General features: G+C 63.6%; 22 protein-coding genes. 15 read left to right on the forward strand and 7 right to left on the reverse strand.

Translation table 11 applies throughout. The features are described from left to right. Nucleotides 1-20: 20 nt before the first annotated feature. Both HGO92_RS11940 and HGO92_RS11945 read right to left on the reverse strand, forming a co-directional pair. Nucleotides 21-1046 (reverse strand): M20/M25/M40 family metallo-hydrolase, encoded by a 1026-nt coding sequence (locus HGO92_RS11940; protein WP_169995046.1) that lies wholly within the window; start codon nt 1044-1046, stop codon nt 21-23. Nucleotides 1047-1070: 24 nt separating this feature from the next. Next, nucleotides 1071-1925 carry a hypothetical protein gene (locus HGO92_RS11945; protein ID WP_169995048.1) on the reverse strand — a complete coding sequence of 285 codons (855 nt, stop codon included), beginning with the start codon at nt 1923-1925 and terminating at the stop codon, nt 1071-1073. Between the two features lie 282 nt (nt 1926-2207). On the opposite strand from HGO92_RS11945, the gene HGO92_RS11950 reads away from it, so the two are divergent. Both HGO92_RS11950 and HGO92_RS11955 read left to right on the forward strand, forming a co-directional pair. Next, nucleotides 2208-3521, forward strand: coding sequence for a UDP-glucose dehydrogenase family protein (locus HGO92_RS11950; RefSeq protein ID WP_169995050.1), 1314 nt, complete (start codon nt 2208-2210; stop codon nt 3519-3521). Nucleotides 3522-3544: 23 nt separating this feature from the next. Further along, complete coding sequence (locus HGO92_RS11955) at nt 3545-4444, forward strand: HNH endonuclease (RefSeq protein ID WP_169995052.1); 900 nt, start codon at nt 3545-3547, stop codon at nt 4442-4444. Nucleotides 4445-4453: 9 nt separating this feature from the next. On the opposite strand, the gene HGO92_RS11960 is transcribed toward HGO92_RS11955, so the two are convergent. Then, nucleotides 4454-4729, reverse strand: coding sequence for a DUF1707 domain-containing protein (locus HGO92_RS11960; protein ID WP_169995054.1), 276 nt, complete (start codon nt 4727-4729; stop codon nt 4454-4456). A gap of 282 nt (nt 4730-5011) precedes the next feature. On the opposite strand from HGO92_RS11960, the gene HGO92_RS11965 reads away from it, so the two are divergent. From HGO92_RS11965 to HGO92_RS11980, 4 genes are all read left to right on the forward strand, one after another. Beyond that, nucleotides 5012-7111, forward strand: a complete 2100-nt coding sequence (locus tag HGO92_RS11965; protein ID WP_169995056.1) for a M1 family aminopeptidase — start codon at nt 5012-5014, stop codon at nt 7109-7111. 115 nt (nt 7112-7226) lie between these two features. Further along, nucleotides 7227-7436, forward strand: coding sequence for a helix-turn-helix domain-containing protein (locus tag HGO92_RS11970; protein ID WP_169995058.1), 210 nt, complete (start codon nt 7227-7229; stop codon nt 7434-7436). A gap of 77 nt (nt 7437-7513) precedes the next feature. After that, nucleotides 7514-8014: a DUF2505 domain-containing protein gene (locus tag HGO92_RS11975; RefSeq protein WP_169995060.1), complete on the forward strand. Its 501-nt coding sequence runs from the start codon at nt 7514-7516 to the stop codon at nt 8012-8014. A gap of 12 nt (nt 8015-8026) precedes the next feature. Then, nucleotides 8027-8248, forward strand: coding sequence for an SCO4848 family membrane protein (locus HGO92_RS11980; protein WP_169995062.1), 222 nt, complete (start codon nt 8027-8029; stop codon nt 8246-8248). Between the two features lie 112 nt (nt 8249-8360). On the opposite strand, the gene HGO92_RS11985 is transcribed toward HGO92_RS11980, so the two are convergent. Both HGO92_RS11985 and HGO92_RS11990 read right to left on the reverse strand, forming a co-directional pair. Continuing rightward, nucleotides 8361-9053, reverse strand: coding sequence for a TMEM175 family protein (locus tag HGO92_RS11985; RefSeq protein ID WP_240974583.1), 693 nt, complete (start codon nt 9051-9053; stop codon nt 8361-8363). A 13-nt stretch (nt 9054-9066) separates the two neighbouring features. Then, on the reverse strand, nt 9067-10398 hold the full coding sequence (locus tag HGO92_RS11990; RefSeq protein WP_169995064.1) for a S8 family peptidase: 1332 nt from the start codon (nt 10396-10398) through the stop codon (nt 9067-9069). 483 nt (nt 10399-10881) lie between these two features. On the opposite strand from HGO92_RS11990, the gene ectB reads away from it, so the two are divergent. The 9 genes from ectB to HGO92_RS12035 all read left to right on the forward strand — a co-directional run bounded on the left by ectB (nt 10882) and on the right by HGO92_RS12035 (nt 23461). Further along, a complete protein-coding gene (gene ectB / locus HGO92_RS11995; RefSeq protein WP_240974584.1) occupies nt 10882-12204 on the forward strand; it encodes a diaminobutyrate--2-oxoglutarate transaminase in 1323 nt (440 codons plus the stop codon). Nucleotides 12205-12313: 109 nt separating this feature from the next. After that, entirely contained in the window at nt 12314-13792 is a 1479-nt protein-coding gene (locus HGO92_RS12000) for an aspartate kinase (protein ID WP_346768936.1), read from the forward strand. Nucleotides 13793-14153: 361 nt separating this feature from the next. Then, nucleotides 14154-15353, forward strand: a complete 1200-nt coding sequence (locus HGO92_RS12005) for an IS110 family RNA-guided transposase (RefSeq protein WP_346768937.1) — start codon at nt 14154-14156, stop codon at nt 15351-15353. A gap of 218 nt (nt 15354-15571) precedes the next feature. After that, nucleotides 15572-19591, forward strand: coding sequence for a Pls/PosA family non-ribosomal peptide synthetase (locus HGO92_RS12010; protein WP_346768938.1), 4020 nt, complete (start codon nt 15572-15574; stop codon nt 19589-19591). A gap of 304 nt (nt 19592-19895) precedes the next feature. Continuing rightward, nucleotides 19896-20933, forward strand: coding sequence for a M28 family peptidase (locus HGO92_RS12015; RefSeq protein WP_169995068.1), 1038 nt, complete (start codon nt 19896-19898; stop codon nt 20931-20933). 113 nt (nt 20934-21046) lie between these two features. After that, entirely contained in the window at nt 21047-21340 is a 294-nt protein-coding gene (locus tag HGO92_RS12020; protein WP_169995070.1) for a DUF1540 domain-containing protein, read from the forward strand. A 308-nt stretch (nt 21341-21648) separates the two neighbouring features. Further along, complete coding sequence (locus HGO92_RS12025; RefSeq protein WP_169995072.1) at nt 21649-22074, forward strand: PRC-barrel domain-containing protein; 426 nt, start codon at nt 21649-21651, stop codon at nt 22072-22074. A gap of 51 nt (nt 22075-22125) precedes the next feature. Then, entirely contained in the window at nt 22126-22905 is a 780-nt protein-coding gene (locus tag HGO92_RS12030) for a hypothetical protein (protein ID WP_169995074.1), read from the forward strand. Nucleotides 22906-22990: 85 nt separating this feature from the next. Further along, a complete protein-coding gene (locus HGO92_RS12035) occupies nt 22991-23461 on the forward strand; it encodes a DUF4383 domain-containing protein (protein WP_169995076.1) in 471 nt (156 codons plus the stop codon). Nucleotides 23462-23515: 54 nt separating this feature from the next. On the opposite strand, the gene HGO92_RS12040 is transcribed toward HGO92_RS12035, so the two are convergent. Then, nucleotides 23516-25117 (reverse strand): LpqB family beta-propeller domain-containing protein, encoded by a 1602-nt coding sequence (locus HGO92_RS12040; RefSeq protein ID WP_169995078.1) that lies wholly within the window; start codon nt 25115-25117, stop codon nt 23516-23518. Between the two features lie 257 nt (nt 25118-25374). After that, the gene (locus HGO92_RS12045; RefSeq protein WP_169995081.1) at nt 25375-25719 is read right to left on the reverse strand and encodes a PRC-barrel domain-containing protein; all 345 of its coding nucleotides are present in this window, start codon (nt 25717-25719) and stop codon (nt 25375-25377) included. Nucleotides 25720-25763: the final 44 nt, after the last annotated feature.

Consider the following 25763-nt stretch of genomic DNA (forward strand, 5'->3'; position numbering starts at 1 on the left):
GCGGTCCGGGCTAAGCCTCCTCAGTCCTCCGCGGGAGTGGCCGTGGCGAAGGCGATGGTGGCGTGTGCCAGGGCGTCCGCCATGTCCTCGAGCAGGTCCGTGTCCACGTTCTCGATCGTGTCGCAGGACCGGTGGTAGCAGCTGTCGTATTCCAGCCCCGCTTCGCCGCCGAAGTCCTGCACTTCGGCCCCGCTCTTGGTGCCCGCGTCGCCGGTGAAGAGCCCGCCGGCGGGAATGCCTGCTCTGAGGAAGGCCGTGTAGTCGGAGTCCCCGTCTTCGAACGGAGTGGGCAGCACCTCAAGTCCGCGGTCCGCAAAATAGTCGACGAAAACGTCCTCAATCTCATCCGACCCATTTGGTGCGTTGTCGCCGAAAGTCGAGCCGTCGCCGTCGTGCACAAATCGCACGCCGTTGGGTGAGGCCACCATGTCCAGGTTCAGGTAGACCGCATGCTGCCGGGTCTCGCTGCCGCTGAGTTCGTCCACGTAATGCTGCGATCCGTTCAGCCCCTCCTCCTCGCCGCCCCAGAACGCGAACCGCACCTTGTTGGTCGGCTCGATCCCAAAGTCCGCCATCCGCAGTGCCGTTTCGAGGATGGCGCCCACCCCGCTGGCGTTGTCGTTGATGCCGGGCCCGCGGCGCACCGAATCCAAATGCCCGCCCACCACAATGATGTGCTCGTCGCTGCCGCCGGTTTCCGCGAGGATGTTGAAGGTCTCGACCTCCTCGCCGTCGTCCCTGTACGTGAAATGCTGGCGCACAGGGTTGTACCCGGCCGCGCGCAGCTGCTCCTCGACATACCGGGCGGATTCCTCGTAGCCGGAACTGCCGGCGGCCCGGTGGCCGCCGTTTGCATCGGCCACGTCCTGAAGCGCCTCGAGGTGATCCATGATGTCCCGGGCGTTAACGGCCTCGCGCAGCGCACCGGTGTCAGCGCTGTGCGTGGGAACCAGCGGCGGCGGAGCGGCGGAACAACCTGCAAGAACAACGACGGCGGCCGCGGCCGCGGCGGCAAGACCTGCCCGGACACCTCTATGCATTTTCATGGATGTTCCCCCTTGCGATGAAACTTAGCGCATCTGCACGACCGGCGGAAGTACTTTCTGCGTCAAACCCAGGCACAGCCAGAAGCACACCGCATAAGCGCCCAGAACCGCGGCGGAGACAAGCGACGACGGCGAGAAATCCGCCCCGGCCGAGGCGTCCAGCAGCACCCCGCCCAGCAGCAGGAACAGGCCGCCGGCCGCCGTCACTGCGCCGGGCGCCAGCACGCTGGCAATCAGGACCACGGCCACGCCGGCGATCGCCCAGATCCAGCCGTCCCCGGGCAGCTCCAGCGTTGCCAAGCCCGTGGGCGCGAGGCAGAAGGTCAGCAACACCAGGGCGGCATACGTGCACATTCCCACGTCAAGGATGGAACCGTGGCTGCCAATTTTGTGCAGCGTATTGGGCAGGACCGCGATGAACGCGGCGGCCAGCAGCGCAATGTAGGCCGCCGTCCAGAAGGGGCGCGGCAGCCCGGCTGCGGGGGACTGCACCGCCAGCTCAAAGTATGCAGTGCTCGCGTAGAACACTGCGGCCGCGGCGATGATGAACTCGATGAAAGACCGGACAAGGTGCAGGCTGCCCGACCGCGCGGGCCGCTGCCGGACGAAGCTGCAGAAAAGCCCGTAAACAGCGCCGGCCGCCAGGCCTGCCCCGATCATCTCTGAGGTCCCGCCGCCGGTAAGCCCGGCGAACAGGGCAGTTGCCATGACGCCGGTGAAAAACGTGGACGGCAGCATGGCTGGGTCGGCCTTGAGCAGCCGCGGCGGTTTGCGCTGCAGCGCGAAAAACAGGAACACCAGGGCCAGACACAGCACACCGACCAGGACCGTTCCGTTGTCCGCTGCGGCATGGACGCGCGCGCTCATGAATCCGGTCATGGCAACACCAGCTGTTCTGCACAGCCGGCTGTTCGATAGTTCTGCCCAGATTTATGGATGGCACTTTGGACGCGAAAAAGTACAGACATATGAGTTCCCCAACTCCCCACTAATCGCCCATCGCGTGGCCGTCCCCAGATGGCACAGGCGTTTAGGCTTGTCCACACCCTAAGGCATGAACCTCAAGGTCCCCTCAAGTTCCGTGCCGTTTTAATCTTCTCTTCATGTTTGCGGGATACTGTCAATAGGGTTTTTCCAAGAAGTCTCGTTCAAAGGATCTGTATGCGTATCTCCGTCATTGGCTGTGGTTACCTAGGCGCCGTCCACGCGGCTTCCATGGCCAAGCTCGGTCACGAAGTCGTCGGCATCGATGTGGACCAGCGCAAGATCACCGAGCTCCAGGCCGGCCGCGCACCGTTCTTCGAGCCCGGCCTGCCGGAACTGCTGACCGAGGTCCAGGAGACCGGCCGGTTGAAGTTCAGCACGTCGATGGCCGACGCCGAAGGCGCCCAGGTCCACTTCGTCTGCGTCGGCACCCCGCAGCGCAAGGGCGAATACGCCGCGGACCTGACCTACGTCGACTCCGCGTTCTACGAACTCATCCCCTACCTGCACGAGGGCGACATCGCCGTCGGCAAATCCACTGTCCCGGTGGGCACCGCCGCCCGGCTGGCCGACATGGTCGCTGCCAAGGCGCCCGGCGCCGTCCTCGCCTGGAACCCGGAGTTCCTGCGCGAAGGCCACGCGGTGAAAGACACCCTCACCCCGGACCGCTTCGTCTACGGCGTCCCCGCCGGTGAGCGGGGCGCACGCGCCACCGCCGCCCTGGACGAGGTCTACGCCACCCCGCTCTCCAACGACACCCCCCGCCTCGTGGTCGACTACGCCACCGCCGAACTGGTCAAGACCGCCGCGAACTCCTTCCTGGCCACCAAGATCTCCTTCATCAACGCCATGGCCGAAGTCTGCGAAGCCGCCGGCGCCGACGTGACCGCCCTCGCCGACGCCATCGGCATGGACGAGCGGATCGGCCGCAAGTTCCTCAACGCCGGCGTCGGCTTCGGCGGCGGCTGCCTGCCCAAGGACATCCGCGCCTTTATGGCCCGCGCCGGCGAACTCGGCGCCGACCAGGCCCTGACCTTCCTGCGCGAAGTCGACGCGATCAACATGCGCCGCCGCTCCCGCGTCGTCGAACTGACCCGCGAACTCGTCGGCGGCTCCCTGATCGGCAAACGCATCACCGTCCTCGGCGCAGCGTTCAAGCCCGAGTCCGACGACGTGCGCGACTCCCCCGCACTCAGTGTCGCCCAGCAGCTCCAACTCCAGGGCGCCACCGTCACCGTCACGGACCCCGAAGCGCTGCCCAACGCCAAGGGCCGCTTCCCCGAGCTGTCCTACGAACCGGACACAAAGACCGCGCTGGCCAAGGCCCACGCCCTGGTACTCCTGACCGAATGGAAGGAATACCGCGAACTGGACCCGTCCGCCGTCGCCAATCTCGTGGACGAGAAGTGCATTCTCGACGGCCGCAACGTCCTCGACGCCGCAACCTGGCGCGACGCCGGCTGGACCTACAAGGGCATCGGCCGCCCCTGACCCCGACGGCCGAGGAGGAACCCATGAACGCGATCGTCCTCGGCTGGGATCTTGCCGATTGGGATGCTTGGCAACCGGCCTTCCCCGAGGTAGTGGAGCTTGTCGCCGAAACCGGCGGGTTCCGGACCAACTGGAGCCTTGGCTTGCCTCAGGATCCCGTTTGGCAGGCAGAGACTTCCCCGGGCGCCGAGGTATGGCTGCTGCTCACCGGTGGGAAGGACCGCGGACTGATCGGCCATGGCATGGTGGGACCCGACGGGGCTTCCCGGCATGGAACCGCTGACCCCAAGCCAGGCTCCGCCGTCGACGTCGTTTTCGACGCCCTCCTGCGCCAGGGCGAACATGTTCCCTACGACGAGCTGGCCAGCCGCGTTCCCGGCATGCCGTGGGACCTGGTCCGTGGCTGGGGCGAACCTATCCCGCCCGCCGAACTGCCCGCGCTGCGCGATGTCTGGGCCGATTATGCAGGGCCGTCGCAGTTTGAGCCGACGCTAGCCGTGCCGGGTGCGCTTCCGGATGAGGCCCTGCTAAAGGTTTCCACCAACCGGTACGAAGTCAGTCCGCAGGCGAGAACGGCCTGCATCCGCCACCACGGATCCAGCTGCGCGGCCTGCGGTTTCAATTTCGCAGCAGCCTACGGCGGGCTCGGCAAAGACTACATCCAGATCCATCACATCGTTCCGGCCGCCGAACAGGGCGCGGACTATCAGCTGGATCCGCTGACCGATCTGGTGCCGCTCTGCGCCAACTGCCACGTGATGGCGCACCAACGCACGCCTGTCCCCTACTCCCCCGCAGAACTGAGACGCTTAATGGCGGCCCCGCCGCACGTTTCCGGTTCGGTGCTGAGTCCGGAGGAAGAATCGGCCCAGCGGGATGCCGCCCGGCTGCTGCAGATCAAGGGTACTGGGATCCAGGACTGACCCGAGGCCCTACACGTTGCTGCTTTCGCCGAGGACCCGCAGCCGCTCCTGGTATTCGTCCAACGTGATCCGGCCGTGGGCCAGCCTCTGGTCCAGGATCTGTCGTGCCACGCTTCGGGGCGGCGGTGCATGATGCGTTGCTGCCGGGGTCAACAGGTACGGCTCGCCGCCACGGGTGGCGGTCACAAAGGCCCGCACCACCATGACAGCCAGCAGCACCACAACCATCAGCAGCACCAGGCCGAAAAGCCAGGCTCCTCCGACTAAGAACCATTCTGCATTCATTGCAATGCATCTCCCTCGACGCGGAAGCAACCTTGCCGTAGAGCCGCGGACAATGTCGCCCCTGAACGGTATTCCTTATAGCCAGATTACCCATCTCCGCTGAGGAGATACAGGGGTGCGCGTGTCACCGCAACGTAAACGTTGCAACATAACTTTTTCCCAAGCACCGGGACGAAGAATGGCACCGGAGCGCAGTAACAGCTGCACCGACCGTATTCATTGACACCACTTGCAGAAGCAGCGCACGGTAGAGACACCGACAGCGCTGTTTCAGGGGGCAGCATGAGTTTCAGATCCAGGTCAGGCACGGAACCAACCGGGCCGGCAGTATGGCGCCGGACCGGCATTGCGGTGGCCGTTGCGGCATCGTTGGCCGCGGGCCTGACTGTCCTGCCGGGAACCGCCGCCCTCGCAGCGCCCGATCCGCGGTTGTTCGAATCCCAGCCCGGCGCGGCAAGCGTGGGCGATAAGTACTTCCCGCAGGCAGGCAACGGCGGCTACGACGTCAAGCACTACCAATTGGACCTGTCCTACCATCCGCCCACGGACAAGCTGGACGGCATTGCCACCATCAGCGCCCGTGCCGCCCAGGACCTTTCCTCCTTCAACCTGGACCTGCGCGGTCTCTCCGTGGAGTCAGTCGAGGTCAACGGCCTCTCTGCCTACTGGTCCGTTCCGGAGGACGGCGAACTGAAGGTACAGTCGCCGCAGAATATCCGCAAGGGCGACAAGTTCACCGTGGTGGTCAAGTACTCGGGCGTGCCCAAAACCATCAAGGAGCCGGGCCTGGCCGGCTTCATCCACACCGAAACCGGCGCCACGGTCACCGGCCACCCCCTGACCGCGCCCACCTGGTTCCCGTCCAACAACCACCCGCGGGACAAGGCCACCTACACTTACAACATCTCTGTGCCGGACGGCTGGGAAGCCCTGGCCAACGGCGCGCTGACCGACAAGAAGTCCAAGAGCGGCCGGACCACGTGGACGTGGGAAGCCAAGGAGCAGCTGCCGGCGTACCTGGCCTCGATGAGCGTCGGCGAGTTCGAGATCGACTCCTATGCCAAGGACGGCATCGACTACTGGGACGCACTGGATCCGGAACTGAAGTCCGTCATCACGCCGCGCAACGGCAACGGCCTGGCCTGGTCCCACACCTCGGACGCCTCCTACAAGCGGCTCAGCCGCACCATCAGCATTCCCAACGACGGCGCCGAGCTGTCCTTCTGGCTCGAGCGCGACACGGAACCGGGCTGGGACTTCGCGTTCGTGGAGGCCCGCACCGCTGGCACCGAGGACTGGACCACGCTCAAGGACACTACCGGCCACGCCACCAACGACACCGGCCTGGCCTGCCCCGCCTGGCACGAGGTGCATCCGTTCCTCAGGCATTACCAAACCGACGACGGCGAGGGCGGCTGCACGGCCGAAGGCACCTCGGGCAAGTGGTGGGCTGCCAGCGGCACCAGCGACGGCTGGGAGAAGTGGGAGTTCGATCTGTCCGCCTTCAAGGGTACGGACGTGGAGCTCTCCATCACCTACGCCAGCGACATCAACGGTCAGCGTGACGGCGTCCTGATCGAGGACATCATCGTCTCCACCGACGAGGGCACCACGTCCTTCGAGAACGACCGCAACCGGGACCGGCTGGAAGGCTGGACCGTTCCCGGTGCGCCGGAAGGCAGCCCGGGCAACGAGGATGACTGGGAAGCCGGCGTTTCCACGCCGGTCTCCATCGGCGCCAGGGTGGAAAAGGGCCTGGCACGCCAGCCCGAAATCATCGGTTTCCTGGCCGACAATTTCGGCGACTATCCCGCGGAGGCCGCGGGCGGCGTCGTGAGTGGAATTGACGGTCTGGGGTTTGCCTTGGAGAGCCAGAGCCGGCCGACCTACTCCGAAGACTGGTTCTACGATCCGGCCAGCGCCGACTCGATGATGGTGCACGAACTCGCGCACCAGTGGTTCGGCGGCAGCCTTTCGCTCGCCTCGTGGCGGGATGCCTGGCTGGCGGACGGTTTCGCCACCTACGCGCAATGGCTGTGGAATGAGGAACAGGATCTCGGCAAGGCCCAGGATGCGTTCGAATTCTACGGCGGCATTCCGGCCGACGATCCCTTCTGGGACCTGCGTATTTCGGATCCGGGCGCGGACCGTGTCTTCGACGCCTCCGTGCAGGCCCGCGGGGCGATGGTGCTGCACGCACTGCGCGATGAGCTTGGCGACAAGACATTCTTCCCGATGCTGAAGGCTTGGAGTACCGGGAAAGCCGGCAAGGTTGTCTCCACGAAACAGTTCATCCAGTTTGCCGAGCAGTACTCGGGGCAGGACCTGACCGAACTCTTCGACACCTGGCTCTTCACCCCCGGGAAGCCCGGCGAGCTGTGACGCGATCAGGTAACGGCGGCCCACCCGCGGTATCGAAACGACAACACCAGCGTGTTTCCGCCACCCATGCCACAGCGGAGGCCTACAGTGGCTTTACCTTTCCTGGGGAGGAAAAATGTCACATGAACAAAACCTGGACATCGGCAACTTCCTGACAGTATCGGACGTCGCAGCCCGGCTCAATGTCAGCAAGATGACCGTGTACCGCCTGGTGCACTCCGGCGAGATGCCAGCCGTCCACATCGGCCACTCGTTCCGGATCAATGAGACGGCGGTCGCGGACTATCTGGCGGACGCCGCGGTGGAGGCCGATCCGTCGAGCTAGCACCGGGGGCGCCACATCCGTGCCAGCCAGTAGGATGGACTCTGATCCCAACCGAGACCGATCTTTGGAGTCCACCTATGGCCTTGAGCGCCTCCACCAACCTGTCCCACCCCGTTGCCGAGGTTACCGAAACCTTTGTCAGCGCGGACTTCCTCCGCCACATCAGCGAGATGGTCGGCGGCAGCCTGGTCTCCGTCCAGCAGGAGGGCGACGTCGATGGTCCCTTCACGCTCACCGTGGTCCGGAACATTCCCACCACCCGGCTCCCGGACATCGCGCGCAAGATGCTGGGCGAGTTCCTGAACGTGACGCAGACCGAGCAGTGGCAGGCCCCGGAGTCCGACGGTTCCCGGACCGTTAACGTCGGCGTCAAGATTGCCGGTGCTCCCGTGGACGTGGCCGCGGTGCAGAAGCTGGTTTCCGAAGGCGGTTCCACCCGCGTGGATCTCGAAGGAGAAGTCACCTCCGGCATCCCGTTCCTGGGCGGCAAGATCGCCTCTGCGGCCGAGCCGATGCTGGGCAAGGCGCTGCGCATCCAGGCGGAGCAGGCCGAAGCCTGGATCGCCGGCCGGGCATAGGGCTTACGGACTGTGAACGTACCTGCTGCCCTGGCCTGGATCCTGGTCTTCGCCGGCTTGTGGAGCGTCATCGCCTGGGTGCCGTTCCTGCTCCAAGTCTGGAAGGACCCGCGGTCCAAGGACGACAAAGGCAATATGACCAGCTACCTCACCACACGGTTCATGCTCATCACCACGTCGATGATCCTGGGCATCGCCACCCTGGTCATCGGCTTCCGGCTCATGGCGGGCTAGCTATTCTTCTGCCTGGCTGATTTTTCACGAGAACGTCCCTGACGAACCCGATCGTCCCTCCCACGAGGGCGGCGGTACCGGCAGGGACGTTCTCGCGTTTCCCAGGGGCCGGTCATACGGCGTCCGCCCCCTTCCTGCCGATTCTGCGGGTGATCACGACAGCGGGGATGATGAGCAGCCACATATACATGGCCGCATCCGTGTGGAAGAACGCTACCGGGATGCTCAGCACAAATACCAGCGGCACCGGCAGGATGGACCAGAACACATACCTGTACATAGCCCGGTCCACGTCCTCGGTCATCAGCTTTGCCCGCCACGCATGCATCCAGATCAGGTTCAGCATGACAAAGACGGCCGCCGTCACGCTCGCATAGAGAACCGCCGGCCACGGCGAAATCTCCCCGCCATAGTTGCTCAGGAAACTGGTAGGCATCGGCAGGACCGCAATGAAGAACAGCAGAAGCAGGTTCAGCCACTGCAGACGGGCATCGTAACGGCGGATGACAACAAATTTTCGATGGTGGTTCATCCAGGCGGTGCTGATCACGGCGAAGCTGACGGCATAAGCGAAGAATTCCAGCGTGGCCGCCAGCAGGGCAGCGCCCAAGTGCTCCTGATCCAGCCCTTCGGGAATGATGATTTCCAGCACCAGCAGCGTCATGGCGATGGCAAAGACCGCGTCGCTGAAAAACACCAGCCGCTCAAGGGAGGCACCGGAGCCGAAGAGCTTCCGGTGCCGCTCCCGCAATCCTTCGCGGCGCTCCGGCTCTCCTTCCTTCCCTGCGCCGGTGCCCTCCGTCAAGGCCAGACTCAGGTTAGAACACCGAGCCGCGGATGAGGTGGCCGTAGTAGATCGAACCCGGCCGCTGGGGATCCCCCTCGTAGCCGTGGTCGGGGTTCTCGTTGTTGTACTGCTCGGTCGCCTCCACGAAGCTGTCCATCACCTCGGCCACAGACCCGGTGCAGGTGCCCTGGTTCAGGCAGAGCGCCACCGTTCCGGCCACAGCAGGCGAGGAGAAGCTGGTGCCGTGCGGGGAAGCTGTGCCACCGCCACGGGCCGTGGTTTCAACACACACTCCCGGGCCGGCGACGGTGTGCTCCAGGTCGTCACCCTGTGTGGCGAAGTTGGAGAAGCTCGCGGGCCGGTCGTCGCTGGCATAAGCACTCACGTCCTGGCCCAGGCACACCGGCGATGCCTCTCCGCCGGGCCTGCCGTCAAAATCGCCGATCGCCGTCGCGGTCAGCACTTCGTCATAGGCGGCAGGAACCACTCCGGCCATATCCGTCGCACCGTTGCCGGCCGCCACCACGTAGGTCACACCGGCTTCAACCGAACGGCAGATCGCCGCATGCATGGGGTCGCCGCTCTCGCTGCCGCAGGCGCCGTCGTCGGTCCCGGGTCCGGCAATGCTCACGTTGGCGACGGCGATGTCGTTGTCCGCATCGTTATCGGTCCGCGTCCCGGTCACCCAGTCATACGCGCAGATCAGGCTGGACAACGAGATCGTCCCGGCGTCGCTCAGCACCCGCACGGACCAGATCGGAGCCCCGGGAGCCATGCCCACCACGCCCAGATCATTGTCGCGTGCCGCCGCCACGCCGGCCACCGAAGTTCCGTGGCCCATGACGTCCACCGGCGCGGGTACGTCTACCGCGGAGCCGCTGCTGCAGTCGACGCCGCCGCGGACATTGAGGTCCGGGTGGGTCGCGTCCACGCCGGTGTCGATGACGGCAATGTTGACGTCGACGTCACCGGCGCCGTCGCCGGCTTTGGCACTGGACTGATCAGCCCCGGTGCGCGTCACGCTGACCGGCGTCTTCTGCGCCGCGAGGGTGAACTGCCGGTCCAGGGCAACGTAGGCCACTGCCGGGTCATCGCCCAGCTGCTCGGCGTCGGCAGCGGTCATGCTCGCGGCGTAGCCGGAGATTGCCTCGCGGTATGTCGAGGTCTCCTCGACGTCGAATTCCTCGTGGTGGTCCGCCGCGATGTCCTCAACATCGGCAGCGGAGTCCTTTAAAACAACGATGTAGTCGTCCTCGGTCTCGGCCAGTGCCGGCGATCCGAGAAAAGCCATTCCGGCCGTAGCGGTTGCTGATGCAGCCACAATGGCCAGCAACCGGCGCGCTGCTGGATGCAGACTCCCCATGATTTCCTCCGAAGCAGGTTCGATCCCAATATCCCCAAAATCGATATGCGGCCACCTGCCCCCAAGCGCTTCACCATATCGTTATAAACCCCTTTGGAATCACAGTATGTACCCCCGGAGGAAGAACCGTCCATAGCTGCGGCAAAATCATGTGCCTCATGACGTTGCCGCCCGGAAATCCACCGTTTGCGGCGAGGACGGTTCAGTCGGTATAGGTGCGCCAGCGTTCCTTGACGTCTTCGCCGGAGCTCCTCCCACGGCGGTGCGTCCGGCATCCAGAGGCCGCCGAGGCCAGGAGAACAGAGAGCCGGATCCACCCGCCCACCCCTGCTCAAGCGAGCACGCTACCGGCCGCCTGAGCCGGACTTTACTGGCAGTGCCCAACATTTTCCTAAGGTCTGCTCCCTAGCGTCGTGTTCACTTCATTGCCCCCGCTCCGAGGAGATGCGTCCGGAGCAGCCAGCGATCCCTAAGGAAAAGAAATTGACGGATATTTTTGCATCCCTGGAGTCCGAGGTCCGCAGCTACAGCCGGGGCTGGGACACTGTTTTCGACCACGCTGCCGGGGACTCGTTGTACAGCGAGGACGGCACAGAATATCTTGATTTTTTCTCAGGCGCCGGAGCACTCAACTATGGGCACAATAATCCGCTCCTGCTGGAACCGCTGATCACGTACTTGCGCTCGGGCTCGGTCGTTCATTCGCTCGATATGAAGACGACGGCGAAGCGGCGATTCCTAGAGACGTTCTTGGAACTGATCCTGGTACCGCGCGGGATGGACTATAAGGTCATGTTCACCGGTCCCACCGGAACGAACAGCGTTGAAGCGGCACTGAAACTGGCTCGCAAGGTGACTGGCCGGCATCAGGTGCTGAGCTTCACCAACGCGTTTCACGGGATGACCCTCGGCGCACTGGCGGTAACCGGCAATTCCATGAAACGACAAGGGGCAGGAGTTCCGCTCAACAACGCCTCCAGCATTCCTTATGATGGCTATCTTGACCGGCAGACGGATGATTTGCTGTGGCTGCAGCGCTCATTGGAGGACAGCGGGTCCGGGCTGGACAAACCCGCCGCAGTCATTGTGGAGACGGTTCAGGGCGAGGGAGGGCTCAGGGCAGCCGGTGGCGCTTGGTTGCGCCGACTCGCTGATATCTGTCAACAGCACGGTGTGCTTCTCATTGTGGACGATGTTCAAGCCGGGTGCGGGCGTACCGGCAAGTTTTTCAGTTTCGAGGAAGCAGGCATCCGTCCCGACATTGTCTGCCTGTCCAAGTCGCTTTCCGGTTTCGGGCTTCCGCTGGCCATTACGCTGCTCAAGCCCGAACTGGACATCTGGCAGCCCGGGGAGCACAACGGCACATTCCGAGGCCATAACCCGGCCTTCGTGACCGGGACTGCTGCGCTGGAGCATTTCTGGAACGGCCGCGGATTCGAGCAACAGATAGCCGCCCGGGCCGCACAGCTGCACGCAGCTCTGGCAACGCTAGCGGCCGGCACCGAAGGCGCCCGCGTCCGCGGCCGAGGGCTCCTGGCGGGCCTCTATTTTCCAGACCGGACAACGGCACGAAAAATTGCCGCCGAATCCTTCGCCCGCGGCTTGCTGGTAGAAACCTCCGGACCGGAGGGCGAAGTGGTCAAAGTCATGCCGGCGCTGACGATCAGCGCGGAGAACATGGCCCGCGGGCTCGACCTTCTTGCAGGGGCGGTCCGTTCGGTTAGCTGTGAGCGGCCCGAAGAACTACCAAGTGACCTCGGCGGGGAAGTCCTTGAGCCACCAGCGTCCAGCTCGGTTCTGCAGTAGGCGGTTAGCACGTCGGGTCCGAACACATTGGCATGCGGCGGATAGCGCTCCGGATGCACCAGGAGAGCAGGCCGGAGTTGTGGCGGCAGTCCAAGAGATGGGGGTCAGGGTGAACAACTTCAAGCGCCTGGATGAAGCTATTGTCCGCATGGCGAAGGGCTCATTCGCCCAGCAGCACAGCGCCCCGACGATCGGTGGGCCACTGCCGCTAGGCATACTGCCGCCGGCGGTGGGCACGGCGGGACACTCGAAGAATGTCATAGTGCAGAAGTACGGCGGCTCGTCGGTGGCGGATGCCGCAGGTATTCGGCGCGTTGCTCAGCGGGTGGCCGAGACACAGGCATCTGGACATCAGGTAGTAGCAGTGGTGTCCGCTATGGGCGACGCCACCGACGACTTGTTGGATCTCGCGGCCAGTGTCTCGCCTCATCCGCCTGCCCGCGAGCTCGACACCTTATTGACGACTGGTGAACTCGTTTCCGCGGCCTTGCTGGCGATCGCGTTGGCGGATCTGGGAGCCGATGTTCGGACATTCACAGGAAGCGCGGCGGGCCTCATTACCGACGACTTCCATGGCAAAGCGCGCATTGTCGATGTCGACCCGCGCCGGATCCGCGCCTGCCTGAAGAACGGTCAGATCGCCGTCGTGGCAGGCTTCCAGGGCAGGAGCCGCAAAGGGAAGACGGTCACCACTCTCGGGAGGGGAGGCTCGGACCTGACCGCCGTCGCGCTCGCCGCAGCACTAGGTGCAAGCGTCTGTGAGGTCTATACGGATGTCGACGGTATCTACACGGCGGATCCACGGATCGTGCCCAATGCCCGCAAGATCGATGTGCTCGCCAGCGAGGAAATGCTTGAGTTCGCAGCCTCGGGAGCAAAGGTTCTCCACCTCCGATGCATCGAGTACGCTCGCCGCTTCGGCGTTCCGATTCATGTCCGATCCTCGTTCGCGCAAAAGCAGGGCACAATGATTCTGCCCAGTCTCGACCAGCACCATTCGGAGGCGCAGGCAGGCGAACAGACTCTGGTTTCGGACGTGGCAAGCGTCAACTCTGCAGCACAAGTCACCGTCGCTGGTATCCCAGACTGCTCCAGGACCGCCGCACGGCTCCTTCAGGACCTCGCCGCAGCGGGACTGAGCATTGAAATGCTCGCCCAAAACCCGCGAGATGCCAGCACCGAACTCGCCGATATCACTTTTACCCTTCCGTCCGCGGAGGTGCCGGCAGCGATTGCGGCTCTGGACGCGGCCCAGAGCCGCATCGGATTCGAAGCTCTCCACCACAACGACGAAGTAGGCAAGGTCTCGCTCACTGGACTCGGGATGCGCTCTTCCCCCACTGCCTTCAGCACATTTTTCAAAGCGCTGGCCGACGCCGGAATCAGTCCGGAAATCATCTCAATTTCGGAACTGTGCATCGCGGCTGTGACGCCTGCCAATCAGCTTGCCGATGCTGTCCGAGCGCTCCAGATGGCTCTTGGTCTAACGCCGCGGGAGGAGGAAGTGGCGGCCGATGCGCACGCCAGACACACGTCCCCTGTTCGTGTTCAGGCGGCCGCGTCAACGGGGCAAAGGGATTTTCCATGACATTCGGCTGGAAGGGAAGGCGGACGGTTGGACACCCTGCTCGTGCCGGCCCGTTCCCGCGGTCGAAAACCACCGCAGGCAGCCCCTAACCGAGACAACCCCGTTACCTTTCTTATAGCCCCAAAACGAGCAAGAATCGGGGTTGCTGGCCTGTCGGCCCCGGCATGATTTAGTCCCCCAGTCGACCATGATCCGGGGGGGTGTTGTCACCGGGGTTCGATAGGCGCCAGGGGATCGCTAATGGGGACCAGACCAGCCGCGGACACCACCGCGGCAGGCCGGCCGTAACGTGGATGCCGAGCTCTGGGGCCGCAGGACATGCCAGCGCTGTCGCACTGGATCCAACTTCCGGAGGTAAGCAGTGATCAAGGACCACGAAACGGTCGATGTCTTCATCGGCGTCGACGTCGGTAAATCCAACCACCACGCCGTGGCCCTGGACAAAAAAGGCAAAAAACTCCTCGACAAGGCGCTGCCGCAGGACGAGGCGAAACTACGCTCGATCATCGACAAACTCGCCAAACACGGGACGCTGCTGCTGGTCGTGGACCAGCCCGCCACCATCGGCGCCCTCCCGGTCGCGGTGGCCCAGGCCGCCGGCATCATGGTCGGCTACCTGCCCGGCCTGGCCATGCGCCGCATCGCGGACCTGCACCCCGGCGAAGCCAAAACCGATGCCCGGGACGCCTACATCATCGCCGAAGCCGCCCGCACGATGCCGCACACGCTGCGCTCGATCGCGGTCGCCGACGAGCAGGCCGCGGAACTGTCCATGCTCTGCGGTTTCGACGACGACCTGGCCAAGCAGGCCACCGCCGCCTCGAACCGGATCCGCGGGCTGCTGACCCAGATCCACCCCGCCCTGGAGCGGGCCGTCGGCCCGCACCTGGACCACCCCGTGATGGCCGAACTGCTACGCAAATACCCCGGCCCCGAGGCGCTGCGCCGGGCCGGGCAGACACGGGTCGCCGCGTTCATGGTCAAGTACGCCCCGCGCGCCGGCAAGCCCTGGGCCGCGGAGATCTTCGCCGCCCTGGACCAGCAGAGCGTGGTCGTCTCCGGCACCGGCGCCGCCGGCATCGTGCTGCCCCAGCTCGCCGCGCAGCTGGCCCAGCTGCGCACCTCCCGCGCCGAGGTCCTGGCCCAGGTGGAGAAACTCGTGGAGGCCCACCCTCTTCACCAACTCCTGACGTCCCTGCCGGCGGTCGGCGTCAGGACGGCAGCCCGGATCATCACCGAGGTTGTCGGCAAGGAATTCAAGACCGCAGGCCACCTCGGATCCTACTCCGGGCTCTCGCCCGTCACCTGGCGCTCGGGAACCTCGATCCGCGGCGACCACTCCTCGAAAAAGGGCAACAAAATCCTCAAACGCGCCCTCTTCCTCTCCGCCTTCGCGGCCCTGAAAGACCCGGTCTCCCGCGCCTACTACGACCGCAAACGGACCGAAGGCAAACGACACAACCAGGCCCTGATCGCCCTCGCCCGACGCCGCTGCGACGTCATCTTCGCCATGCTGCGCGACGGCACACTCTACGAGGCACCCGCAGCCCAGGCCGCCTAAAAGAGCCGCACACCAGCCGGCCGGCACCCGCCGCCGGCCGATACCCCCTGCCCAAAAACCCCGACCCGACGCAGCAACGAAAAACGGCCGAACCGCTTGACAAAGAACATAGGGACACCCCCCAGACACCGAAAGCACCGTATCAACGAGAGGTACCGATGGCTCTGGCTGATAATTCCTATCCTGCACGCACCGCGGCTGACGCAGTTCATGAGACGGTGCCAGCTACTTTGGACCAGTTGCTGCTGCAGTCCTCGCACCACCAGAGTGTGCGGTGGTCTCCGGGTGAGCGTCTGGAAACGCTCTTCGAGAGCCAATGCGACTCGTTACGCCGCGATGGCCGCGCAGGCCAGTTGGCGGTCGACTCCGGGGACTCGACGTTGACCTACGATCAGCTGGACGCGCAGGCCAATCAGTTGGCCCGTCATTTGCTGGCCGACGGCGCACAGGCCGGCGACCGCATTGCGCTGCTGTTCGACAATGCGGTGTGGTCCTATGTCGCGATGCTGGCGGTGCTGAAGATTCAGGCGGCGTATGTGCCGTTGGACGCCGGGTTCCCCACGGACCGGATGGGATACATCATGGAGGACTCCGGGACCAGCCGCGTGCTGACCCAGAGCCACCTGACCAGTCTCTTGCCGGAAGTCTGCTGCCGCGCTCTGGCTTTGGACGCGGCCGCCACGGACGTCGCGGGTCTGCCTGGCTCCCGACTCACAGACATCGAGAAGCCCGAGCCGGTCGAGGACTTGGCCTACGTCATCTATACTTCGGGGTCCACCGGCCGCCCCAAGGGGGTGGGCATCGAACACTCCAGCATTTGCAACTTCGTCCGCGTCGCCGCCGAGGTCTACGGATATCAGAGCGACGACCGTGTCTATCAGGGGCTGACGATCGCCTTCGACTTCTCGGTCGAGGAGATGTGGGTGCCGTGGATGGTCGGAGCGACGCTGGTGCCCAAGCCGAGTTCGAAGAGCCTGCTCGGAGCGGACCTGGGACGCTTCGTAACCGACAACCGTATTACCGCGATGTGTTGTGTACCAACCCTGCTGGCCACGCTGGAGGATGAGCTCCCCGACCTGCGTTTCTTGCTCGTCTCCGGTGAAGCCTGCCCGCGCGATCTGGCAGAGCGCTGGCACCGGCCGGGCCGGCGATTCCTCAATGTCTACGGACCTACAGAAGCGACCGTGACCGCCACGTGGGACGTCATGCACCCCGACAAGCCCATTACCCTAGGTCAGCCGCTGCCGACCTACACGACCATGATCCTGGATCCCGAGAAGCCACGGGCCCTGCCGCGGGGCGAGATGGGTGAGATCGGCATCGCCGGAATCGGACTCGCAGTCGGGTACATGAACCATCCCGAGAAGACGAATGCAGTTTTCATCCCCGACTTCATGGGCATTCCGAACAACCCCTCCGGACGCATCTACCGCAGCGGCGACCTTGGCCGCATCACGAACGACGGGTTGATCGAGTACTACGGCCGGATCGACACCCAGGTCAAGATCCGCGGATACCGGATTGAGCTGTCCGAGATTGAATCGGTGCTCCTGCAAGTCCCCGGGATCGCGCAGGCAGTGGTCGCGACGCATGAATCAGCACCGGGGATGACAGAGCTCGCCGCGTTCTATACGTTGCGCCACGGCGTCTCCGATCTCGCGCCGCAGATGATCAGGGAGGAGCTCCGCGACCGGCTGCCGAGCTACATGATCCCGGCCTTCTACGAGCAGCTTGAGACCATGCCGATGCTGCCCAGCGACAAGGCCGACCGGAAAAACCTGCCGACGCCCAGCAACCGGGTGAGCGACTCGGCCGACGCCGAGTACTGCGAACCCGCCACGGATATCGAGGCGGCTCTGGCCGAGCAGCTTGGAGCCGTGCTGGGAATGGAACGCATCTCCGTGGAGGCGCACATCTTCGACAACCTCGGGGCCAACTCCCTGCTGATTGCGCGCTTCTCCGCTGAGTTGCGCAAAAACACCGACCTGCCGCCGGTCGGTGTACAGATCATCTACGAGCATCCGACCATTCGAGGTCTAGCTGCGGCAATCGCGGCTCCGGCCGCCGCAGACGTATGGGCGGAACAGGAACCACGTCCCCGGCCCAAACGAGGGCGGGCCACCATTTTCGACATGGTGCTCTGCGGTTTTCTGCAAGCTGTACTCGCCATTGCCTACTCCTATGCATTCATCACGGCGATCGTGGCAGGCTACCTCTGGGTCGCCGCAGGTGCCAATATCCTGGAGAGCTGGGGACGTTCGGTCATCTTCGGGGTCATCTTCTTCTTGGCTCTTTGCATCGTGCCGATCCTGCTCAAATGGCTGATCCTGGGACGGTGGGAAGAGCAACACATTCGCATTTGGTCCCTGGCATACGTGAAATTCTGGTTTGTCCGTGCGCTGGTCAGGCTCAACCCGCTGGCCTACTTCGTCGGGACCCCAATCCTTCCCTTCTACCTACGGTTGCTGGGCGCAAAGATCGGCCACAACGTCACCATCCTCACCCCCATCACCCCGGTGTGCACCGACCTGTTGACCATCGGTTCCGGGACGGTGATCAACAAGGATACGTTCTTCCTGTGCTACCGCGCCCATGACGGATGGATCCAGACCGGCCGGGTCACGCTTGGCCAGGACGTCCTGATCAGCGAGAGGTGCGTGCTGGACATCGACTCCACAATGGGTGACGGAGCGCAACTGGGCCACTCGTCGTCACTGCAGCGACTGCAGTCTGTACCCGCGGGCGAGAGCTGGCACGGATCCCCTGCCGTGCCGACCGATGTGAACTACCGGTTCATCGAACCGCTGCGGGCCAGCCGACGGCGCCAGATCACCTACAGCGCGCTTGTCCTGCTCAACAACATGGCGTTGTTCGCCCCGCTGCTTCTGCTGGCCATCGCGCTGTTCGTGCCGGCCTACTTGGCAACTGACCATCTGAATTATGCGGACCCAGGATTCTACGTGGATCTGGTGTTGGTTTCTTTCGTCTTGCTGTTCGGTGGCATCGTCCTCGTGTTGTCCGCTGTGCTGACGATTCCTCGGCTGCTCAACCTCCTGATCAAACCGGGGCGGACGTATCCGCTGTACGGTCTGCATTACGCGGTCCACCGGTTAATCATCCGAATGACGAATGTCTTCCAGTTCATGCACATCAGCGGAGACAGCTCACTGGCCGTGCACTACCTCCGTCTGTTGGGCTACAAGCAACCCAACCAGATACAGACCGGATCGAATTTCGGGACCGAACTCGACCACGAGAACCCTTACCTGACCACGGTGGGATCCGGGACCATGATCTCCGACGGCGTGTCGATCATGAACGCCGACTACTCAAGTACGTCCTTCAGCGTAACCGAGGTAAAAATCGGGACGAATAACTTCTTCGGCAACGACATCCCGTATCCCGCAGGTGCTCGTGCGGGCGACAACGTTCTGTTCGGCAGCAAGACCATGATTCCCATCCACGGCGAGGTCCGGCAAAACGTCGGCTTGCTGGGTTCACCGGCATTCGAGATTCCCCGGTCGGTCGATCGCGACACGGCGTCGCTCAAGATCGACAGCAGGGAGGAAATCCTCCGTCGGCTGCCGGCCAAAAACCGGCACAACGCGATATCTATTGGACTGTACCTGGCCAGCCGGTGGGTCCTCGTCCTCGCCGGCCTGCTCGCGTACTCGTTCGCCATCATACTATTCCCGGGTGTTCCGGGCCTGGGGCTCTATGTGGGCACCATCGGCTTCGGCGCTTTCATGATCGCCTTCTTCATTGTGCTCGAGCGTGCTGCCCAGGGATTCAAAGCGATGGTCCCGATCCGGTGCTCGATCTATGACGTGAGGTTCTGGCGGCACGAACGGTTCTGGAGGTTCATCGGGTATCCCCTGCCATTCTTCGACGGCACCCCGTTCAAGCCTGTGTTCTGGCGCCTTTACGGCGTGCGGATGGGCAAGCGGGTCTTCGACGATGGCTGCGTCATTCCGGAGAAAACGTTGGTCACCATCGGCGACGACACGATTCTGAATACTGCCAGCGTCGTCCAGTGCCACTCAATGGAGGACGGCGTCTTCAAACTGGACGCCATCGACGTCGGCCACGGGGTCACGTTGGGCGTAGGCTCCTACCTGCTGTATGACGCCGTTATGGGCGACGGTTCCGTGCTGGAGGCCGACTCCTTCCTGATGAAGGGGAGCCAAGTGCCGAAAGGCGCCCGGTACGGCGGCAACCCCGCACAGGAAATCACCTAGACGTCGAGAGAAGGACGCGGATGGGCTTAACTCAAGACAAGCAAGGCCGCGACGGCCCTGCTGGATATCTCGTCGGTATCGGTGCGGGACTGGCGATCGCCAGCAGCCTCGGACTCCATGTTGGCGGCCGGTCTGTTCCTCCGGACCGAGCGCGCGGGCGCACGCTCGATGAAGCATCTCGCCGCGATGGGTACGATGGCCTTGACCTCTACTCCGTGCACCTGCTCCCGCTCATCACTGTGGCGCATTATGGGAAACCCGCTACGTTAGAATGCTGTCCTCATGCCGCACTGATAAGGACGAAATGAAACTGCACTGGCACCGGAGAACAATTGTCCTCATCGCGGCGCTCGGGCTGTGTGTTGTCCTTTTGGCGCTTACGCTGGTCAGTGGGCGGACGGACGATTCCGCGCCGCGGGGTCAGGGTCGCGCGGCAACCGGGCCACAGTCGCAGCCGCAGGCGACCACAGCGTACGAGCATCTGGAAGAGTTTCAAGCAATTGCCGATGAGCACGGCGACCGAGCTGCCGGCACCTCCGGATATGAGGCCGCGGCTCAGTATGTCGAACAGCAGCTCGCCAGTGCTGGGTATCAAAGCAGCCGCCAGTACTTCACTGTCGAAGATCATGGCGAAGAATTTGAGTCTTTCAACATCATTGCGGAGACCGATGGCGGCAGCGAAGATAACGTGATCATGCTTGGCGCACACCTCGACGGGGTGCAGAACAGCCCAGCAATCAATGACAATGCTTCCGGCGTGGCGGCACTGCTGCAGGCCGCGAAAGAACTGAGCCAGCGGGATGAGCCCAAGAACAAAGTACGCTTCGCGTGGTGGGGGGCAGAGGAGTTTCGCGAGCCGATCGGTTCTGAGCACTACGTCGAGGACCTGGCCGACAGCGGCGAACTCGACGACATCGCCGCCTATCTGAACTTCGACATGGTCGCCTCGCCCAACTATGTCATCGCGGTCTATGACGCACGGGAATCCGATACCTGGCTCGAAGTGCCTGACGGTTCGAGGCAGATCATGGAGTTCTTCACTGACTACTTCGACTCCCGCGACCAGCCCTGGGTGACTACCGGGTGGAATTTCGATTCCGATCAGAGGGCGTTCATTGAGGAAGGCGTTGCAGTAGGCGGCCTGTTCACCGGCAGCAACGAGAGGAAATCGCGTAAGCAGGCCAACATCTTCGGCGGCGAGGCAAGGGAGCCGCGCGATCCCAATTACCACACGTCAGGCGATGACATCAGCAACGTCGATCAGGAAGCGCTGAGCATTATGACCGACGCAATCACACATGCCGCTACCAGCCTGGCTGAGGACAGCAGCGCCCTCGAGTAATCGGGGCAGCGGGAAATAGGGCATAAAATCAGCACTAATTATTCAACTCCATCCGGGCTTACCGTGGAATGAGGCGTCGTCCGTTCCGGACGACCTGACATGGAGGTTCTGTCGTGACTGTCACCACCAGTGTTGCCGACTGCAGCGTGACCCGCTGCGGGTTCAATGACCATGAAGGCTGTACCGCGGTTGCCATCACCGTAGGCGGAGGTGAAGACCATGCCGCCTGCGCAACCTTTGTAGACATCGGAAAGCATGGCGGCCTGCCCAAGGTTCTCGCCCAGGTGGGCGCTTGCCAGCGGGCGGAGTGCGTCCACAACGACCACCTGCTCTGCAGCGCAGCCGAAGTCCATGTCGGCCCGGGAGCCGACAATGCGGACTGCCTAACCTACGCACACAAGCCCTAGCCGGCGTGCCGGTGACCGGCTTCCGGCACCGCCGTAACCATAGCTCGGCCCTTGCGCTGGAGTGTCTCCTCGAACCGCTCCAGCGCATTGCTCTGCCGAAAATTACCGGATGATCGCGCGCCCCGCAGGAGAAATGGGGTAGCGGCTTCACGGCGTCGGATGGAGTCACAGGTGGATAACATCCGTTGCAGCCCCTCGGTACCGTCCGTAACGTGAAAAACAGGGCGCAGACAAACCCGCCCTGGATGGAGGAGTTCCAGGACCAAGCAACCGAACCGCTCGATACTGAATTGCGACGAGGAGAAACCATGACAGACGATAAAGCCGCCAGCCTCCAAAAGCTCAGCGACATTGCCCGGACCGTCTCCCAAGAAGACGAAGACATCCGCGGCAGGAACGTCAAAGCCAGAGACGGCGAAGACCTTGGCGAAGTCGACGACCTCCTGATCGACCCGACGGAAAACAACGTACGCTTCCTGGTGGTCGCCTCCGGAGGATTCCTCGGGCTGGGCCAGACAAAGTCGTTCATTCCCGTTGAAGCCGTCGCAGGGATCACTGCCGATGAAGTCCGTATTGACCAGGCAAAAGACAAGATAGCAGGTGCGCCGACCTACGATCCCGACATCGTCGAGGAACGCGGCTATTACGAGGATCTCTACGGCTACTACGGCTACACCCCCTACTGGGCTCCCGGGTACATCTACCCCGGCTACCCCTATCCCCCGGTGAGGTGATGGGCGTACCTTCCTGACCGCCCCGCACGCACGTCGTTAGGAGCACTCCGGGTGACCCTTGAAATGAATGTGGCGCAAAGCGTGGCCGGGTCGTTGTTTATCGCCGTCCTGCTCGCCGCGCTGCATTTGAGCGCACCGGGCATCCGCAAACTGCCGCTGGTACCGGAACGTGCCACGGGGTCATTCGCGGGAGGTCTGGCGGTCACTTATGTTTTTCTTCACCTGCTCCCGGAGATCGCAGCAGGAAACGAGGCCATCGGCGAACTCCTTTCCGATGTCATCGAGCCCACGCCGCTGCTCGATCTGGGTATCTTCCTGGTGGCGTTGGTCGGCTTCAGCCTGTTCTACGGCCTCGAACGGGCCGCCGACCGCCCGCCACGCCCCGGCAAGGGAGCCAATGAACATCCGAGCGCCGGAACGTACTGGCTACATCTTGGATCGTTCATGGTCTACAACGCGTTGATCACCTATTCCATGGCTCTGCGGCTGCAGACAGGAGTGCTGTTCGCGGTGTTGTTCACCGTTGCCATGGGGCTGCATTTCATCCTGACGGACCGCGGGCTGGAGGAACATTATCCACGCCGGTTCAACAGAAGCGGGCGGCTGGCGCTTGGCGGTGCCTTGCTGTTCGGCTGGGCCCTCTCCGCGCTTGCAGCACCGACCAACACGTTGGTGGTTGTGCTCCTGACCGCCTTCCTCGGCGGTTCCATCTTGCTGAACGTGTTCAAGGAAGAGATCCCTTCCAACCGTAATTCCAGTTTTGCCTGGTTCGCCGTCGGAGTTCTCTTCTATGCGGCCCTCCTGGCTCTCATTACGGCACTTGGCGAATAAGGAGGGAAAGCCAACAAGCAGACAGCGGGGGCTGGTCCAAAGACAGATGCACGGCCTTGCCGGCCGCAATCCGAGGGAGAAGATAATGGTCAACATGAACAAACCGCGTCCGGACGAACGCCGGGCCCATGCAACGCCGGTGCAGAAAACCGCGCGGGTCGTCGCCATAGTCCTGGCCGTCCTGGGAATTCTTGGCTTCATCCCGGGCATCACTACCGAATACGGGCTGCTGGAGGTGACAGGCATCGGCACCGACGCCCTGCTCTTCGGGCTGCTGCCGGTGACCATTACGCACAACGTTCTGATGCTGCTGTTTGCTGCGGGCATTTTCGCCGCCGCGCAGCGCAGCGCCGGTGCGACAAAAGCCACCCTGATTGGGCTGGGGCTGTTCAATGTCGCATGCGCGGCCTACGGACTCATCAACGTCAGGTACGGGTCCACCTTGTGGGTACCCGCAGGCGAAGTGGACAACTGGTTCCATCTGGTGCTCGGCGTGCTGCTGTTCGGTCTTGGTCTGATCAGGGGTCCGAAGAACCTGGACCAAGGAAAGCGCTGACGCCGGTCTCAAGAGCACACAGCTGCCCCAAACCCTGTCGAGGGCATTCCCCGATTAGCCGGGGAAGGCCGGATCCAGGACCAGCGGGGGCGGCTGCGGCGCCCAGCTCTGCCCCACGCGCGAGTAGAGAGCGTCCGAAGTCTGGACGTAGATGTTGTCCGGTCCGTTCCCTGCGCTGATTTCTTCCATGCCGTCCAGCTTCCCCAGTTCCTCGGAGCTGCCGTCGAGCCGGAGCACAGCGGCCTCGCTGCCGCCGGAGTCCAGGACCGCCACGGTAGTTTCGTCTGCCCAGGCTGCGCTGTCGGCGGCGAAAGGAGAAGGCAGTTCGTTAGGCTCGCTCAGCCGGATCGGGACCCCGTCCCCGTCACGGACTATGCCCGCCACCAGTACCTTGCTCTCCCCGTCCTCTTGCGTGATCAGCAGGGCCCGGGTTCCGTCGCGCGAAATCCTCAAATCCGAGACCTCCGCACCTGCCAGCCATTCCGCAGCAACCGGAACGGCAGGCCCGCCGCTTTGGTCCAGCGGAACCGCCGACACCGTGCCGCGTTGGCCGGAAACGGTCCAGACCCACCCAAACGGGCCGATGCTGGGACCGGTCAGTTCCGTGCCGGCGACCACGTTCCTGACCGTTCCATCCGCACCGATCGTGTAAAGCCCGCCGTCGCCAAGGAAGGCGGCTTCGTCCCCATTGGGAGCCAGCGCCGGTTCGCGCGGATGCAGCTGCGAGACCTTCGGCAGTGGCGGGTTCTGCACGGCGGATCCTTCGTAGAAGACCAGCTCGCCGTCGAGCACGGCAATCTGCCTGCTTCCAACCGCCGGATCCTTCACCGCCGGTTCGAATCCCGCCGCGGCCCTGTCGCCGATTTCAACATCACGCTGGCCCACCGACATCCTGATGCTGCTCACCGTGTTCAGCGGACCAAGGGTCAGCTCCAATTGCTGCTGCATCCGTTGGCGGTCCAGGAAGGTCGTGCCGTCAAGGGCAGCGGACGTCAGGTCCACGCTGGCCACCCCTGATTCGACCGGCACCGCCTGCTGCGCGAGCCGGGTGCCTTCGGGGAAGGCGCTCACCACGGCTTCGGCCAAATAGGGCGCCGGACCTTCGAGCAGAAGTGTTGCCAGGCTCGCCGCGACGCCCTGGCGGCTGGCAAGCCACCGGGTGTCGGGAACCGCGTAGCTGTAGGTGGGGTCGAAAAAATACGCGGTATATCCCTCAAACAGCGAGGGGAAGTCCGAGGCGGAGACCATCGTCCCATCCGGTATACCGGAAATGCGCCACTGGCCGTCCACCTGTTCGAGCTCCACGGGCACGGAACGCGTGGTCCCGGGATCCGCTATGACCCTGATGCCGCGGGAATCAATCACGGACGCAACCTCGAAGTTCAGGACATAGGCGTGCTCCCCGGCTGCTTTGGTGATCTTCACCCCGCCGTCGTAGACCAACGTCCGCTCAGTGGGCCGCCATTCGCCCGCGAGCTTCGGAGCCAGGAATTCCCGGGCCGTACCGTAATCATCCTGGGCCGCGGTGCCCGCCAACAGGAAGCCTTCGATGACCTGCTCTGGTCCCGCACCAGGCTCGGGTCCCGGCGGATTGAACGTGTAGTCCCCGACCGGGGCCCCTTCGGTCGGCGGTTCGATCTTATCTACCGGCCCCATGTCGGGAATCGAAGAACATCCTGTGACGGCCAGTCCAAACAGCAACACGGCAGCCAGTCTCCTGAACGCTGAGCGCAAAACGATAGTGTCCTTCCAAACAACGACGTCGGCCGCTCGCGTTGGCAGCGAAAGGCCACCTTCCACGTGGGTAATCAGCCGACGCGGCCGGCCTTACACTATGCCGCCAAACTTCACGCGGACTCCATGCCTGCTGGGAGGCGGCTGTACGCGGGACGGTCAGTCAGAATTGTTGCAGGTCAGGATTTCGTGCGTTCCCCGCGGGTGTGGTTCAGGTAAACGGTGTTCCCGGAGACCCGTTTTACCGCGTCGGAGGCTTCAAAGAAATTGTTTCCAAAGCCCTTTCCGTCCACTTCTACGTAGCCCAGCCGGAGCAGCCGTTCCCTGCGTTCTTCCGGCAGGTCCGACTGCCCGCTCAGCGCCGTCGCCACCGCCTGGACGATATTGGGGTCCCGCTCGGAGGTCTGTCCCTCGGCGGTGGTCGCCTGCGGATCGCCGAACTTAACTGACTTCACCGTCCCGACTTTTTCTCCGGACGCATCAAAGACGTCCATTCCTTCGCGCACGTCGCTTAAATCACTCATAGCCAAGGCTCCCGCCGCTCATAAGCAGACTGATGGTTTGTTCA

It is taken from the genome of Crystallibacter degradans (genome assembly GCF_012952295.1).
Taxonomy (GTDB): domain Bacteria; phylum Actinomycetota; class Actinomycetes; order Actinomycetales; family Micrococcaceae; genus Crystallibacter; species Crystallibacter degradans.